This window comes from Mycobacterium hackensackense (assembly GCF_025822555.1).
Classification (GTDB): Bacteria; Actinomycetota; Actinomycetes; order Mycobacteriales; family Mycobacteriaceae; genus Mycobacterium; species Mycobacterium fluoranthenivorans.
The window spans coordinates 1456947-1472222 of the sequence record NZ_JACKUC010000030.1; the positions used below are offsets into that span (position 1 = coordinate 1456947).

Annotated in this window: 14 protein-coding genes; 7 read left to right on the forward strand and 7 right to left on the reverse strand. The window is 67.4% G+C overall.

Translation table 11 applies throughout. The features are described from left to right. Positions 1 to 15: 15 nt before the first annotated feature. The 7 genes from H7J86_RS16460 to H7J86_RS16490 all read right to left on the reverse strand — a co-directional run bounded on the left by H7J86_RS16460 (position 16) and on the right by H7J86_RS16490 (position 7488). Positions 16 to 1203, reverse strand: a complete 1188-nt coding sequence (locus H7J86_RS16460) for an NAD(P)/FAD-dependent oxidoreductase (protein ID WP_267292137.1) — start codon at positions 1201 to 1203, stop codon at positions 16 to 18. Next, a complete protein-coding gene (locus tag H7J86_RS16465) occupies positions 1200 to 2525 on the reverse strand; it encodes an FMN-binding glutamate synthase family protein (RefSeq protein ID WP_187097235.1) in 1326 nt (441 codons plus the stop codon). Before H7J86_RS16465 ends, H7J86_RS16460 begins: the two co-directional genes overlap by 4 nt. Further along, positions 2526 to 3227 (reverse strand): GltB/FmdC/FwdC-like GXGXG domain-containing protein, encoded by a 702-nt coding sequence (locus tag H7J86_RS16470; RefSeq protein ID WP_267292140.1) that lies wholly within the window; start codon positions 3225 to 3227, stop codon positions 2526 to 2528. After that, positions 3215 to 4084, reverse strand: a complete 870-nt coding sequence (locus H7J86_RS16475; protein WP_267292142.1) for a class II glutamine amidotransferase domain-containing protein — start codon at positions 4082 to 4084, stop codon at positions 3215 to 3217. The genes H7J86_RS16470 and H7J86_RS16475 overlap by 13 nt, the downstream gene beginning before the upstream one ends. A 21-nt stretch (positions 4085 to 4105) precedes the next feature. Next, positions 4106 to 5410 carry a type III glutamate--ammonia ligase gene (glnT, locus tag H7J86_RS16480; protein ID WP_267292144.1) on the reverse strand — a complete coding sequence of 435 codons (1305 nt, stop codon included), beginning with the start codon at positions 5408 to 5410 and terminating at the stop codon, positions 4106 to 4108. Between the two features lie 113 nt (positions 5411 to 5523). Continuing rightward, complete coding sequence (locus tag H7J86_RS16485) at positions 5524 to 6783, reverse strand: ammonium transporter (RefSeq protein WP_090362160.1); 1260 nt, start codon at positions 6781 to 6783, stop codon at positions 5524 to 5526. 93 nt (positions 6784 to 6876) lie between these two features. Then, positions 6877 to 7488 (reverse strand): nitroreductase family protein, encoded by a 612-nt coding sequence (locus H7J86_RS16490; protein ID WP_372517280.1) that lies wholly within the window; start codon positions 7486 to 7488, stop codon positions 6877 to 6879. A gap of 92 nt (positions 7489 to 7580) precedes the next feature. Here H7J86_RS16490 and H7J86_RS16495 point away from each other — a divergent pair, with 92 nt between their 5' ends. The 7 genes from H7J86_RS16495 to H7J86_RS16525 all read left to right on the forward strand — a co-directional run bounded on the left by H7J86_RS16495 (position 7581) and on the right by H7J86_RS16525 (position 15256). Further along, positions 7581 to 8846, forward strand: coding sequence for an aspartate kinase (locus H7J86_RS16495; protein ID WP_090361663.1), 1266 nt, complete (start codon positions 7581 to 7583; stop codon positions 8844 to 8846). 64 nt (positions 8847 to 8910) lie between these two features. Then, positions 8911 to 9945, forward strand: a complete 1035-nt coding sequence (locus tag H7J86_RS16500; RefSeq protein ID WP_267292985.1) for an aspartate-semialdehyde dehydrogenase — start codon at positions 8911 to 8913, stop codon at positions 9943 to 9945. Between the two features lie 49 nt (positions 9946 to 9994). Continuing rightward, positions 9995 to 11065, forward strand: coding sequence for a DUF4185 domain-containing protein (locus H7J86_RS16505; RefSeq protein ID WP_267292987.1), 1071 nt, complete (start codon positions 9995 to 9997; stop codon positions 11063 to 11065). A 150-nt stretch (positions 11066 to 11215) separates the two neighbouring features. Further along, positions 11216 to 13483 (forward strand): maltose alpha-D-glucosyltransferase, encoded by a 2268-nt coding sequence (treS, locus tag H7J86_RS16510; RefSeq protein ID WP_267292146.1) that lies wholly within the window; start codon positions 11216 to 11218, stop codon positions 13481 to 13483. Between the two features lie 53 nt (positions 13484 to 13536). After that, on the forward strand, positions 13537 to 13938 hold the full coding sequence (locus H7J86_RS16515; RefSeq protein ID WP_187097229.1) for a hypothetical protein: 402 nt from the start codon (positions 13537 to 13539) through the stop codon (positions 13936 to 13938). Between the two features lie 123 nt (positions 13939 to 14061). Then, the gene (locus H7J86_RS16520) at positions 14062 to 14586 is read left to right on the forward strand and encodes a hypothetical protein (RefSeq protein ID WP_235683436.1); all 525 of its coding nucleotides are present in this window, start codon (positions 14062 to 14064) and stop codon (positions 14584 to 14586) included. Between the two features lie 31 nt (positions 14587 to 14617). Next, positions 14618 to 15256 (forward strand): sensor domain-containing protein, encoded by a 639-nt coding sequence (locus H7J86_RS16525; RefSeq protein WP_235633008.1) that lies wholly within the window; start codon positions 14618 to 14620, stop codon positions 15254 to 15256. The last annotated feature ends 20 nt before the right edge of the window (positions 15257 to 15276 follow it).

Sequence of the window (15276 nt, forward strand, 5' to 3'; positions counted from 1 at the left end):
ACTCTGCTCTCCTGCCTAGCGCATCTCGCCCGCGCCGACGTAGGGGTAGGGGCTTCTGAGTAGATCCTCCTCGGCAAACCGGGACAACCGGAAATCGGTCTCCGGGATGCGCGGATCGGTACTGCGGCCGTCGACGACGAGATCGGCGACCAGCCGCCCCACGGCCGGGGCGATCTTGAAGCCATGCCCGCTGAAGCCGGCGGCCACGATGAGCCCGTCGATTCCGGTGCGTGAGATGACCGGATTCCAGTCCGGCGTGACGTCGTAACAGCCCGCGTAGCTGCTGGCGATGGCGGCGTCGGCGAGGCCGGGGAACCGGGTGCTGATCTTGTCGACGGTCAGGTCGACGAAGGCGTCATCGGCGCGGTTGGAATACGCGTCGGGATCGGCGATGTCCAGTGCCACCAGATCGGAGTTCCCGAACAGCAGCTCCCCGTTGGGTTCCGGGCGGATGTACTGCAGGGAGACCAGATCGGAGAACACCGGGACCTGCCCGAGGTCGACGCCGGGTTTGATCATCATGATCTGTTCCCGGTGCACCTCGATGGGTACGTCGATCCCGTAGGGCGCCAGGAGCGGACGGGTCCACACCCCGGTCGCGATGACGACGGTGCCGGCGGACACCTCGGTGCCGTCGGCCAGGCGCACTCCGGTGACCTTGTCGCCGTCGGTGAGCAATGCGGTGACCTCGGTGCCTTGGCGGACCCGCACACCCGCGGCGCGTGCGGATACCGAGAAGGCCTGCGCGGTCTGGTAGGCGTCACCGTAGCCGCCCCGGGCTTCCCAGCCGAACGCGGCGAACGGCTCCAGGTCGGCCCACGTCCACATCGCCGCGACGTCCGCCGCGTCGATCTCCTCGGTCTGTACGCCCACCTCACGTTGGGCGGCCAGGCTTTTGCGCAGGTTCTCGACATTCGGTGCGCCGACCCCGACGACATAGCCGGTCTGGCGGAACCCGATGTCGACGCCGAAGATCTCCTCGGCGCTCTCGAACACCTCCAGGCCGACGGTGGCCATCGCGGCCAGCGAGCTGACCCCGTAGTGGCAGCGCACGATGCCGCTGGACTTCCCGGTCATCCCGCTGCCGACGGTATTGCGTTCGGCCACAAAGACATCGGTCACCCCGCGTTGGCTCAGCGCCCACGCCGCGGCGGCCCCCTCCAGTCCGCCGCCGACGATGACGACATCTGCGGTCTCGCTCATGAGCCGGGAATCCAGTTCGTACCGGCCAGTGGTACCCGTGCCATGGCGGCGGCCTCGATGGTGACGGCCACCAGATCCTCGGGTTCCAGATGGGTGACATGCGCCTTGCCGCAGGCCCGCGCGATGGTCTGGGCCTCCATGGTCAACACCCGCAGGTAGTTGGCCAGCCGCCGGCCACCCTCGACCGGATCGAAACGTGCGGCCAGTTCGGGGTCCTGGGTGCTGATCCCGGCGGGGTCACGGCCGTCCTGGAAGTCGTCGTAGAAACCGGCTGCGCTGCCCAGCTTTTCGTACTCGGCGGCATACCGGGGATGGTTGTCGCCGAGCGCGATCAGCGCCGCGGTGCCGATGGCCACCGCGTCGGCGCCCAGGGCCAGCGCCTTGGCCACGTCGGCGCCGGACCGGATGCCGCCGGAGACGATCAGTTGAACCTTTCTGTGCACCCCCAGCTCGGAGAGTGCCTGCACCGCCTGCGGGACCGCGGCCAGGGTGGGGATGCCGACGTGTTCGATGAACACATCCTGGGTGGCGGCGGTGCCGCCCTGCATCCCGTCGACCACCACCACGTCGGCGCCGGCGTGCACCGCAAGCTTGACGTCGTAGTAGGTGCGGGTGGCCCCGACCTTGACGTAGATGGGCTTCTCCCAGTCGGTGATCTCGCGCAACTCGTTGATCTTGATGGTCAGATCATCGGGCCCGGTCCAGTCCGGATGCCGGCAGGCACTGCGCTGGTCGATCCCCTCGGGCAGCGTGCGCATCCCGGCCACCCGCGGTGAGATCTTCTGCCCCAACAACATTCCACCGCCACCGGGTTTGGCCCCCTGGCCCAGCACCACCTCGATCGCATCGGCCTTGCGCAGATCGTCGGGGTTCATCCCGTAGCGCGACGGAAGGTACTGGTAGACCAGGTTCTTGCTCTGACCGCGTTCCTCGGGCGTCATCCCGCCGTCGCCGGTGGTGGTGGAGGTGCCCGCTTCGCTGGCGCCGCGGCCCAATGCCTCCTTGGCCGGCCCGGACAGCGCCCCGAAGCTCATACCCGCGATGGTGACCGGGATATCCAGGTGCAGTGGGTGTTTGGCATGCCGGTCGCCGAGCACCACATCGGTGCCGCAGCGCTCCCGGTAGCCCTCCAAGGGGTAACGCGACATCGACGCACCCAGGAACAGCAGGTCGTCGAAATGGGGAAGCGGCCTCTTGGCGCCCCAGCCCCGGATGTCGTAGATCCCCGTCTCGGCGGCCCGCTGGATGGCGGCGATGGTGGGGCGGTCGAAGGTGGCGGACTCGCGCAGGCCCAGCCGGGCCCGGTCATCAACTGAAGTCATTTAGTAGCTCGCAGAGTTGTCGACGTGGAAGTGGTAGAGGTTGCGTGCCGATCCGTACCGGGTGTACTCGGAGGTGTCGTCGGCGTAGCCGGCCGCGGCGAGTAGCTCGGCCAGTTCGGCATGGTGTTCGGGACGCATGGGTTTGGCGATGCAGTCCGCGCCCAGCGAGGCGACCTTGCCGCGCACGTAGATCCGGGCCTCGTAGATCGAATCCCCCAGGGCCTCACCGGCATCGCCGCGTACCACCAGTCGCCCCGCCTGGGCCATGAAGGCGCTCATGTGGCCGATGTTGCCGCCGACCACGATATCGACGCCTTTCATCGAGATACCGCAGCGTGCCGCCGCGTCACCTTCGATCACCAGCAGGCCGCCGTGCGCGGTGGCCCCGGCGGACTGCGACGCGTTGCCGGTGACCCGCACCGTGCCGCTCATCATGTTCTCGGCCACCCCGGTGCCGGCGTTACCGGCGATGGTGATGTCGGCGAGCTGGTTCATTCCCGCGGCGTAGTAGCCGACATGTCCCTCGATGCGCACCTGCACCGGTGCGTTGAGTCCGACGGCGACATTGTGGGCGCCGTCGGGATGGGCGATGAGGAAATCACCCTCGATGCCCGGCTGATGCAGCGCCGAGTTGACCTCGCGCAACGGTGAGGTGCGCAGATCGAAAGACTCGACCGATAGCGTGGCCCCTACTTTTTCCATGCGTACACAACCTCCGGTTCCGGTTCCCAGATCTTGGCTTCGTCGACACCGGGCAGACCGGCCAGCGCGCGGTATTCACTGGCCATCGCCACCCAGTCGGGTGTCTCGGCGATGACCGCCGGTTTGCAGGCGATGGCGTCACGCACCACTGCGAACGAGTCGCGGTCGGACACCAGCAGTGTGTAGAAACCGTCGAAGGTGGCGCAGAGTTCCTTCAGCGCGCCTTCCACGTCCCGCCCGTCGGCCAGCGCTTTGGCGACGAATCGGGCGCCGACCTCGGTGTCGTTCTCGCTGTCGAAGTCGACTCCGGCCCGGCGTAGTTCGCGCCGGATGGTGGCGTGGTTGGCGAACGATCCGTTGTGCACCAGGCACTGCTGCGGGCCGACGGTGTAGGGATGGCAGCCCGACGGGGTGACGGCCGACTCGGTGGCCATCCGGGTGTGTCCGACACCCTGCCAGCCCTGGGCCTTGGCCAGCCCCCAGCCCTCGGTCAGGGCACGTGGATTGCCGACACCCTTGAGCACGGCCAGATCGGCTCCGAACCCTGCGATCAACGCATCCGGGTGGGCCGCCCGTACCCGGGTGAGCAGTTCCTCCGACGGCTCGTCGGCGGTCAGGATATAGGTCGAATCAACCTGTACCACCGCAACATCGGAGCCCAGGTCGGGGGCCGTCTCGATATCGGTCACCGATACGCACCCCCGGCCCGGCGGTGACCACACCGGGTCGCCGTAGACGGCCACCCCGGCCGAATCCGACCCGCGGTCCGACATTTCGCACAGCATTCCGGTGAGCAGTTCGCCCAACCGGGGATAGAGCTCCGGCGTGCGCAGGTGTAACCCCACGATCCCGCACATATGTTGTCTCCCTTGAAAGTTTCAGAACGCGGTCAGATAGGAATCGACTTCCCACGGCGCCACGGTGCCGTGGTAGGCGAAGAACTCGTCACGTTTGACGCCGGCGAAGTAGGACGCGACGCCCTCTCCGGCAGCGTCGAGTACCCCGGTGATCACCGGGTCGGCCTCCAGTTCGTCGATGGCGTGCAGCAAAGTGGGCGGCAACGTCGACGGGCCCTGCGCGCCCACGGCACCGGGGTCGAGGCTGCGCTTGATGCCGTCGATGCCGGCGCCGAGCGACGCCGCGATCGCCAGGTACGGGTTGGCCGAGCCGTCGCCGCCCCGCAGTTCGACGCGCTGGTTGTCGGGCACCCGGATGTAGTGGGTGCGGTCGTTGCCGCCGTAGCTGGGCTTGCGCGGTGCCCACGAGGCCCCCGACGACGTGGTGGTGGCACCGGTTCGTTTGTAGGAGTTGACGGTGGGGGCCACCACGGCCTGCAGTGCGCAGGCGTGGTCCAGGATGCCGCCGATGAACCCGTACGCGGTGTCGGACAGCCCCAGGCCCCGCGGGTCCTCCTGGGCCGGGAACACCGGGGCACCCGCGCTGGTGAGCGACATGTGCAGGTGCAGTCCGTTGCCGGTGCGATCGGCGAACGGCTTGGGCATGAACGTGGCGACCATGCCGCGCTCGGCGGCGATCATCGACAACAGGTAGCGCAGCGTGATCACCCGGTCGGCCGTGGTCAGCGCGTCGGCGAACTCGAAGTTCTGCTCGAACTGACCGTTGCCGTCCTCGTGGTCGTTGGCGTAGTTGGACCAGCCCAGTGCGTTCATCGCGGTGGAGATCGATGTCAGGTGGTCATACATCCGCGTGACACCCCGTGCGTCGTAACAGGGTTGGGCCGCGGTATCGGCGGTGTCGGCGGTGACCAGGCTGCCGTCGGCGTCGCGGCGCAGCAGGAAGTACTCCACCTCCGCACCCACCCAGGGCTCGAAACCGGCGTCGGCGGCCCGCTGGATCAAGCCCTTGAGGATGACCCGCGGTGCGTACGGCCACGGCTTGCCCTCCACGTGCGGATCGCAGTGCACCAGCGCCAGACCCTCTTTGATGAACGGGATCGGGGTGAACGACGCCGGGTCGGGAATGGCCATCAGATCGGGGTCCTTGGGCTCCTGGCCCATGGCGCCCACGGCGTACCCGGCGAATCCCACTCCCTCGGTGGCCAGCTGGTCGACGGCCTCGACGGGAACCAGTTTGGCGCAGGGCTTTCCGCGTAGGTCGACGAACAGCGCGAGGATGAATCGGGTGCCGGATTGCTCGGCCTGGGTGGCAAGATCGGGCGGCATAACTGTCTCCTAATAAGAACCAATGTATCGTACGGTGAAACTCGAATGGGCCAAAGAAACCCCGGTGACCAGCCGGCGCAGGAGTGCTGCGCCGGCTGGAGCCGGGTTGGGATCTAGGCGGGTGCGAGCTCGTAGGCCGCGTCCCGGTGGACGTGAGTGTCGATGCCCTTTTCTTCTTCTTCGGGCGAGATGCGGATGCCGATCGTCTTCTTGATGGCGAAGGCGATGACGAACGCGATGACGAAGGAGTAGACCATCACCGCGCCTGCCGCGAGGGCCTGCTTCCAGAGCTGACCGAATCCGCCGCCGTAGAACAGGCCGTTGGTGGCATTCGGCATGGAATCACTGGCCAGGAAGCCGATCATCAGGGTGCCGATGACACCGCCGACGAGGTGCACGCCGACCACGTCCAGCGAGTCGTCGTAGCCGAACTTCTCCTTGAGCCCCACCGCGAACGGACAGATGGCCCCGGCGACCAGGCCGAGGACGATGGCACCGACCGGGGTGACCGCACCGCAGGCGGGGGTGATGGCGACCAGACCGGTGATCGCGCCGGCCGCGGCACCGACGCCGGTGACATGACCGTCCTTGAACTTCTCGACGGCCAGCCAGGCCAGGGTGGCGGCGCAGGTCGCGACGAACGTGGTGACCATGACGATGGCGGCCGAGTTACCGGCGGCCAGGGCCGAACCACCGTTGAATGCGTACCAACCGGCCCACAGCAGGCCGGCGCCCAGGAGGGTCAGCGGGACGTTGTGCGGCTTGCGCAGCTGACCCCAGTTGGCGGCCTTGCCGAGCACGATGGCGACGGCCAGCGCCGCCGCACCGGCGTTGATGTGCACCGCGGTGCCGCCGGCGAAGTCGATCGCCTTGAGGCTGTTGGCGATCCAGCCACCGACCGAGTCCTTGGTGACCACACCGTCGAAGGCGAACACCCAGTGCGCGACGGGGAAGTAGACCAGCACGGCCCACACCGTGGCGAACAGCATCCAGGCGCCGAACTTCATCCGGTCGGCTGCCGCACCGGAGATGAGCGCCACCGTGATGGCCGCGAACAGTGCCTGGAACAACGCGAACAGGCTGACCGGCAGGCCGCTGATGGTCGTCTGCGATTCCAGAAGATCCTTCATACCGGCGAACTCGGTGAAGCTGCCGACCAGTCCGGAGCCGCCGATCGAGGTGCCGAAGGTCATCGAGAAGCCGAACAACACCCAGAGCACACCGACGATCGCGACCGCGCCGAAGGTCATCATCATCATGTTGGTCGAGCTCTTGACGGAGACCATGCCTCCGTAGAAGAGCGCGAGGCCGGGGATCATCATCGTGAGGCCGATGATGCAACAGAGCATGAACGCGGTAGTACCGGTATCCATATACGTCTCCTGAGGGGGTGCGGCCGCCAGGCCGATCACTGGCAGTAGACGATGTTTCTGTTACGTGGACTGTTGTGCGGTGTTGCGGGCGAGTTACGGCTCACACGGCCAGTTGAGCACGAGCCGGTCCAGGGGCAGCCGTTCCCGGGGCCGGCTGTCGCGCTCGACGACGGCGACATCGGCCTGTGCGTAGTCGCCCAGCGAGCCCACGGCGACCACCGCGAGCGGACGGAGCCCGGCCGGGAGATCGAATGCTCCCCGCGCGCCGTCGGTGTCGAACCCGGCCATCGGATGCGCGATCAGACCGCGCGACACCGCCTCGATGCTCAGTGCGGCGATCGCCGCACCGGCGTCGACGGCGGCATAGCGCGCGGTGCGCTCGTCCTCGCCGTCGTCAGCGCACACCAGGATCAGCGCGCCCGCCGCACGGGCGTAGCTGTTCCCCCTCTTGAGCAGGCCCGCCAGAGTGGTGAATGTCTCATGCCCGCGTATCCCCACGACGTAGCGCACCGGTTCGCGGTGCCCCCAGGTGGCCGACCAGCGCGCCGCCTCCACCAACGCCGTCAGGTCGTGGCGGCTGACCACCGCGGACGGGTCGAAAGCGCGCGGGCTCCAGCGGGCCGCGATGGGCGGATGGATCGGCACGCTGGTGCGCGCCAGGCGGTCGTGCGGTCCCAGCGGTCTTCGCACAAGCGGCTCATCCACCCCGCTGACGCTACCGGCAGGTGGAGGAGTAAAAACCGGTGTCCGGACCCCTTATCCTTGTGGGGACATCCCGGCGGTTGAGAGGTTCTACAGTGGCGCTCGTCGTGCAGAAATACGGCGGATCATCGGTGGCGGACGCCGATCGGATTCGGCGCGTCGCCGAGCGCATCGTGGAAACCAAGAAGGCCGGCCATGACGTGGTCGTCGTGGTCTCCGCGATGGGTGACACCACCGATGACCTGCTGGATCTGGCCCGCCAGGTATCCCCGGCACCGCCCGCGCGCGAGATGGACATGCTGCTCACCGCCGGTGAGCGCATCTCCAACGCGCTGGTCGCGATGGCCATCGAGTCGCTCGGCGCGCAAGCCCGTTCGTTCACCGGCTCACAGGCCGGCGTCGTCACCACCGGCACGCACGGCAACGCCAAGATCATCGACGTCACCCCGACCCGCCTGCGGGAAGCCCTCGATGCGGGCCAGATCGTCCTGGTCGCCGGATTCCAGGGCGTCAGCCAGGACAGCAAGGACGTCACCACGCTGGGCCGCGGCGGTTCGGACACCACGGCCGTCGCCCTGGCCGCCGCCCTGCACGCCGATGTCTGCGAGATCTACACCGACGTCGACGGCATCTTCACCGCCGACCCGCGCATCGTGCCCAACGCCAAGCACCTGGACACCGTCTCCTTCGAGGAGATGCTGGAGATGGCCGCCTGCGGCGCCAAGGTGCTGATGCTGCGCTGCGTCGAATACGCCCGCCGATACAACGTGCCGATTCACGTCCGTTCGTCGTACTCGGACAAGCCCGGAACCATTGTCAAAGGATCGATCGAGGACATCCCCATGGAAGACGCCATCCTCACCGGAGTCGCGCACGACCGCAGCGAGGCCAAGGTCACCGTCGTGGCATTGCCCGACGTCCCCGGCTACGCCGCCAAGGTGTTCCGCGCCGTCGCCGACGCCGACGTGAACATCGACATGGTGTTGCAGAACATCTCGAAGGTGGAGGACGGCAAGACCGACATCACCTTCACCTGCTCGCGGGAGAACGGACCGAGTGCGGTGGAGAAGCTCACCGCGCTCAAGGACGAGATCGGCTTCTCCCAGGTGCTCTACGACGATCACATCGGCAAGGTGTCGCTGATCGGCGCGGGGATGCGCAGCCATCCCGGGGTGACGGCCACCTTCTGCGAGGCGCTGGCCGACGCCGGCATCAACATCGACCTGATCTCCACCTCCGAGATCCGGATCTCGGTGCTGATCAAGGACACCGAGCTGGACAAGGCGGTGGCCACGCTGCATGAGGCCTTCGGTCTCGGGGGCGATGAGGAAGCCGTCGTGTACGCGGGGACGGGGATCTAGCGATGTGGGGCGAGCGAAGCGACGGGGATCTAGCGATGTGGGGCGAGCGAAGCGACGGGGTCAAATAATGGTTTCCATCGGAGTGGTGGGCGCGACCGGTCAGGTCGGCCAGGTGATGCGGGCACTGCTGGAGGAACGGGATTTCCCGGCCACGTCGGTGCGGTTCTTCGCCTCACCCCGCTCGGAGGGCAAGAAGCTCACCTTCCGCGGCCAGGAGATCGAGGTCGAGAACGCCGAGACCGCCGACCCGTCCGGTCTGGACATCGCGTTGTTCTCCGCGGGCGCCACCATGTCGCGGGTGCAGGCACCGCGATTCGCCGCCGCCGGGGCCGTCGTCGTCGACAACTCGTCGGCGTGGCGCAAGGACCCCGACGTGCCGCTGGTGGTCAGTGAGGTCAACTTCGCGCGAGATGCCGCCAATCGTCCGAAAGGCATCATCGCCAACCCGAACTGCACCACCATGGCCGCGATGCCTGTGCTCAAGCCGCTGCACGACGCCGCCGGCCTGACCCGGCTGATCGTGTCGAGCTACCAGGCGGTCTCGGGCACCGGTCTGGCCGGTGTCGAGGAACTGGCCACCCAGGCGCGCGCGGTGATCGACGGTGTCGAGGGGCTGGTGCACGACGGACGTGCGGTGGACTTCCCGGCTCCGGTGAAATACGTTGCGCCCATTGCCTTCAACGTGGTCCCGCTGGCCGGTGCGCTGGTCGACGACGGCTCCGGCGAGACCGACGAGGATCAGAAGCTGCGCAACGAGAGCCGCAAGATCCTCGGTATCCCCGACCTGCTGGTGTCCGGCACCTGTGTGCGGGTACCGGTGTTCACCGGCCACTCGCTGTCGATCAATGCCGAGTTCGCCGAACCCCTTTCGCCCGCACAGGCGCGCGAGTTGCTGGCCGGCGCGCCGGGGGTGAAGCTGGTGGACGTCCCCACGCCGTTGGCCGCCGCCGGCGTGGACGAGTCGCTGGTCGGCCGGATCCGTCAGGATCCCGGAGCGCCGGACGGGCGCGGACTGGCGCTGTTCGTCTCCGGTGACAACCTGCGCAAGGGTGCCGCACTGAACACCATCCAGATCGCCGAACTGCTGGCTCAGGGCTAATTTGCGCCGAGGTGCACATTTGGGCGCGAAAGTGCGAGTGGTGTGCGCCATTTCGTCGGTCTCGGCGCTGGTGTTCGCCGTGCCGGCCCAGGCCGACCTCGGCTTGGCGCCCGGCCAGGTGACGCGCCTGGGTCCGGTGGCCGGAACGGGCACCGATACCGGTGATTACGGTATCGGTGCGACGGACCTGTGTGAGTTCATGGAGTTCCCCAGCCGGATGCTGCAGGTGTGCGGCGACAGCTTCGCGGGCCAGGGCGTCGGATTCGGCAACTGGTATTCGCCCGTGGCCCTGCATGTCGATCCGGACTCGATCGCCGACCGCGTGCGCGTCACCGGGGTCACCGGGGTGACGACGCCGCTGCTGGCCGACCGGCCGCCGGTGGGTGCGTCGCAACTGCCGGCCGGGATCGTGTCGATCAACCGGGCGAACTACATGCTCGTCACCACCACGCACGGTCTCAAACCCGAGTCCTCTCGCCTGGTGAAAGCCGATGCGGCGCAACCGAACTGGCCCACCGTGCCGAAGTCTCGGCGCGACGCTTCCTATGCCGGCGGTGCGCAGTCGCAGATCAGCGGATACTACGACCCGATTCCGACCCGCGACTCGCCGAGCGGCTGGGTGTACATCGTGGCCGACAACTTCGACCGCACCAGCCCGGTGTTCCTGTACCGGGTGCCGCCGGCCGATTTCACCGACCGCAGTCGCTGGCAGGGCTGGTCGGCGGCGCGGGGCTGGGGCCACCCGCCCACCGCGCTGTGGAGCGATCGGGCCGGCGAGCTGAGCGCGCGCCAGATCGACGGTAAGACGGTGCTGTCCTATTTCAATGCCACCACGGGCAACATGGAGGTGCGCGTCGCCGACGATCCGACCCGGCTCGGCGCCGCACCGGTCACCACGGTGGTGGTGGCCTCGCCGTGGCCGGACGCGCCCGAGGATCTGCCCGATCCGCGCGATAACAGCCTGGCCCAGCCGTACGGCGGCTACATCTCACCGGCGTCGACCCTCGACGAGCTGAGGGTGTTCATCAGCCAGTGGCACACCGCACCTGCCGACAATGCCCCGTACCGGGTGATCCAGTTCGCGGTGAATCCGTTGAAGCCTTGGGAGGCAACGGGTTAGCGCGAACGCCCGGCCTCTCATGGTGTTCGCGTAGCATCGAGTCGGCGCTGTGCCGTCGCGGGTACAGGTCCCACGATGTTTGCGCGCAGCGGCACGTGGCAATACTGCCCCTCGGGGTAGCGCCGTCGTGGTACGTGAGGGAGGAGACAGATGTCGTCGCAGGCAGCTGGACCACCGGACCCCGCGGTGGACGGTCAGTCCAACGAGCCTGCCGAGATCACCTTCGACGAGCATCTGCATCCGGCTCGCCCCAAGACGTTGCGCTCCCGACCCCGGGTGCGCACCCCGTTCGTGCGGCGGTCGCTGGCTCAGGACGGACCGCCGACCGGCGCGAACCCCGCCTATGTCTCGTGGCTGCTGTCGCAGTCGATGCTGGCCGACGCCAACGAGATCAGCCAGCAGTTCTCCGGGCAGGGCTCGATGTGGCAGAACCCGTTCGCGCGGCCGAACCCGCGCTCGGCCGTCGACACCGCATCGGTATGGTTCACCGCCTACCCGCTGTCGCTGATCACCCGGCCCGACGAATCGTTCCTCAAGGCGATGGCCGACGAGGAGATGTGGAAAGCGTTCGCGGAGATCGGTATTCAAGCGGTGCACACCGGCCCGGTGAAACGGGCGGGCGGCATCTCGGGCTGGCAGTTGACGCCCAGCGTGGACGGCCACTTCGATCGGATCAGCACCCAGATAGACCCCGCTTTCGGAACCGAGGACGAGTTCCGGCAGATGTGCGGCACGGCCAACTGGTACGGCGGCACCATCATCGACGACATCGTGCCCGGCCACACCGGCAAGGGTGCCGATTTCCGGCTGGCGGAGATGAAGTACGCCGACTACCCGGGTATCTACCACATGGTCGACATCGATCCCCGGGACTGGGAGCACCTGCCGGAGGTCCCGGCCGGTGTCGATTCGGTGAATGTCGATTCCGCGACCGAGGATTGGCTGGACAAGGCCGGGTACATCATCGGCCGGCTGCAGCGGGTCATCTTCTACGCCGAGGGCATCAAGGAAACCAACTGGAGTGTGACCCGGCCGATCGTCGGTGTCGACGGTGTCGAGCGGCGCTGGGTGTATCTGCACTACTTCAAGGACGGGCAACCCTCGATCAACTGGCTCGATCCCAGCTTCGCCGGTATGCGACTGGTGATCGGCGACGCGCTGCACTCGCTGAGCGACCTGGGATCGGGTGGACTGCGCCTGGATGCCAACGGGTTCCTCGGCGCGGAGAAATCGGCCGAGGATGACGTCGGCTGGTCGGAAGGCCACCCGCTGTCACAGGCGGCGAACCAGTTCATCGGAAGCATGGTGCGCAAGCTCGGGGGGTTCACCTTCCAGGAGCTGAACCTGACCATCGACGACATCCGGGACAACAGCATCGCCGGACCCGATCTGTCCTACGACTTCATCAACCGGCCCGCCTACCAGCATGCGCTGGCCACGGGGGATACCGAGTTCCTGCGCCTCACCCTGCGCACCACGCTGGAGACGGAGGTCGATCCGGCCTCGCTGGTACACGCCCTGCAGAACCACGACGAGCTGACCTATGAGCTGGTGCACTGGTCCGCCGGGCACCGCGACGATGTCTACACCTACAAGGGTCACGAGGTCACCGGCGAAGAACTCGGGCAGACCATCCGCACCGATCTGACCGATGCACTCACCGGCCCGCACGCGCCGTACAACCTGGTCTTCACCACCAACGGCATCGCCTGCACCACCGCCACGGTCATCGCCGCGACCCTCGGTATCACCGATCTCGCGCAGATCGACGACGCCGGGGTCTCGCTCGACCGCATCCGGCGGGCACATCTGCTGCTGGCCATGTTCAACGCGCTGCAGCCGGGGGTGTTCGCCCTGTCCGGCTGGGACCTCTGCGGGATGCTGACGCTACCGGCCGCGGAGATCCGCGAGCTCCTGCGTGGGGGAGACACCCGCTGGATCCACCGTGCCGCGCACGATCTGATGGGCGTCAACCCCGAGGCCAGTCACTCGGGTGCCGGCATGCCGCGTGGTACCAGCCTGTACGGATCCATACCGGAACAGCTCGCCGACGACACCAGTTTTCTCCGTCAGCTCCAGGCCATCCTGCGGGTCCGGACGCATTTCGGGGTGGCGACCAGCCGCCAGATCGACATCCCCGACGTCTCCCACCACGGCATGCTGGTCATGGTCCACCAGCTCGACGACCCGAACCAGATGCAGCTGACGGTGCTGAACTTCGCCAACGAGGACATCGCGGGCACCGTTCGCTCCGAGTACCTGCCCCCCGGTGCGGCGGTGTCGGACATGTTCAGCGGCAAGGTGATCGGCCATGTCGACGATCTGCACAGTTTCGCCGTCGAGATGTCGGTCCACCACGGGATGTCGCTGCTCGTGGAAGTGCCGCCCGCCGAGGGCGTGGCCACGTCTCACAGCTGATTCATATTGCCCATCTAACCGGCACATTGCCCCGCGTCGGCATCATGGGAAGCATGAGCGATGAAGCCGAGACACCCACCACCCCGGTGGCCCCAGTGGCCACGGTAACCCCCGCCCCGCAGCCGGTGGTCGTGGAGCCCAAGCGTCCGAACAAACTGTTCCAGGCCGTCGCCTGGGTGGGGATCGCCGCGGGCGCCACCTTCATCGTCGCGGTGGTGTTCTTCTCCGGGTTCTACCTGGGCAAGAACTCCGACGGCGGACACCGCGGCGGCCCGCATCGCGAGTCGGGCATGTTCCACCGGGAGGGGCCACCGATGGGCCCGCCGCATATGTTCTTCCCGGGCGGTCCCGGTGACCGCGACGGCTTCCCGGGTGGCCCCGGTGGACCGGGTGGCCCCGGTGGGCAGCAGGGTCCGGCCGGGCCGGGTGGCCCGAACGTCATGCCGCGGCCTTAGAGACGTCAATCGGCCTTAGAGACGTTAATCGGCCCTAGAGACATTAAGAGGAAGGTCACGGGGGTCTGAGAATCCCCGTGACCTCTTGGCAGCAGCGGGTGACTCGTGAGAGTCTCGCTAACCATGACACGCCGACCGTCGCCTACCGTGCTGATGGTCGGTGTTGTGGTATTGGCGGCCATTCTGTCCTCGTGTGGATTGCGGGCCCAGTCCGCCGATGTGGCGACGTCGACGATCTTCACCGTGGGCGACTGTGTGCAGATCCCCTCTGCGACTCCGGAAGCGCCCGCCCGCGCCGCCAAGTCCGCGTGCACGGCCGATCCGAGTTACACCGTCGGTGCCACCGCGGACGCGAACGGCAACTGCCCGAGCAACGAATATCAGCACCTGTCCACCCAATTGGCGGAGCCGGGCACGGCGCGACTCTGTCTGGTGCCCAATCTCGTGGCGCAGCACTGCTACACGATGGAGATGCCGATCGGTGTGGTGCAGAAGGCCGATTGCGCCGAACGGGGCTCGGAGCTGATCGTCCAGATCACCCAGCGGCTCGACGTGCGTGATCAGTCCGCATGCCCCGCCGTCGCCGGTTCCTACGCGTGGCCGTATCCCGCCCCGGCCCGGACCTATTGCACCCAGACGCTTTTCTGACCGCGACACAGGTCCTGGCATGATCGATGCCATGCGCCTGACAGCAGTCGTGGCAGGTATGTGTCTGGCGGTCGCGCCGACCGCAACCGCCTGGGCCAAACCGTCCGATCCCGGGGTGGTGAACTACGCGGTGCTGCCGAAGGGGTCGGTGGCCAATATCGTCGGCGCACCGCTGGCGTGGGGGACCGCGTCCACCGACCCGACCCAGACCTTCTCCGTCGACAACCCGGTCTGCAACAACTGGGCCGATATCGGCTTGCCCGAGGTCTACGACGACCCCGACCTCGCCTCGTTCAACAGCGCCCTGGCGCAGACCTCGGCCACCGACACCACGCACCTGATCAAGCAGGCGGTGGGCGTGTTCGCCACCGACGATGCGGCCACCCGGGCCTTCCACCGGATCACCGACCGCACCGTCGGCTGCGCCGGGCAGACGACGGCGATGCACCTGGACGACTTCGTCACGCAGGTGTGGACCTTCACCGGCGGTCCCGCCATGCCCGCCGACGCGGTGTGGATCAAGCAGGAAGCCGGGACCGACCGGCGTTGCTTCACCCAGACCCGGCTGCGCGAAAATGTTTTGCTGCAAGCCAAGGTCTGTCAATCTGGGAACGGCGGACCTGCGGTCAACGTGCTCGCCGGTGCCATGCAGAACTCCCTGGGGCAGTAGCTGTGAGCAAAAGCCTTGGG

Coding starts and splice junctions, on each gene's coding strand:
- H7J86_RS16460 (WP_267292137.1), bottom strand. CDS start 1,203: ATGAGCGAGACCGCAGATGTCGTCATCGTCGGCGGCGGACTGGAGGGG.
- H7J86_RS16465 (WP_187097235.1), bottom strand. CDS start 2,525: ATGACTTCAGTTGATGACCGGGCCCGGCTGGGCCTGCGCGAGTCCGCC.
- H7J86_RS16470 (WP_267292140.1), bottom strand. CDS start 3,227: ATGGAAAAAGTAGGGGCCACGCTATCGGTCGAGTCTTTCGATCTGCGC.
- H7J86_RS16475 (WP_267292142.1), bottom strand. CDS start 4,084: ATGTGCGGGATCGTGGGGTTACACCTGCGCACGCCGGAGCTCTATCCC.
- glnT (WP_267292144.1), bottom strand. CDS start 5,410: ATGCCGCCCGATCTTGCCACCCAGGCCGAGCAATCCGGCACCCGATTC.
- H7J86_RS16485 (WP_090362160.1), bottom strand. CDS start 6,783: ATGGATACCGGTACTACCGCGTTCATGCTCTGTTGCATCATCGGCCTC.
- treS (WP_267292146.1), top strand. CDS start 11,216: ATGTCGTCGCAGGCAGCTGGACCACCGGACCCCGCGGTGGACGGTCAG.
- H7J86_RS16515 (WP_187097229.1), top strand. CDS start 13,537: ATGAGCGATGAAGCCGAGACACCCACCACCCCGGTGGCCCCAGTGGCC.
- H7J86_RS16520 (WP_235683436.1), top strand. CDS start 14,062: ATGACACGCCGACCGTCGCCTACCGTGCTGATGGTCGGTGTTGTGGTA.
- H7J86_RS16525 (WP_235633008.1), top strand. CDS start 14,618: ATGCGCCTGACAGCAGTCGTGGCAGGTATGTGTCTGGCGGTCGCGCCG.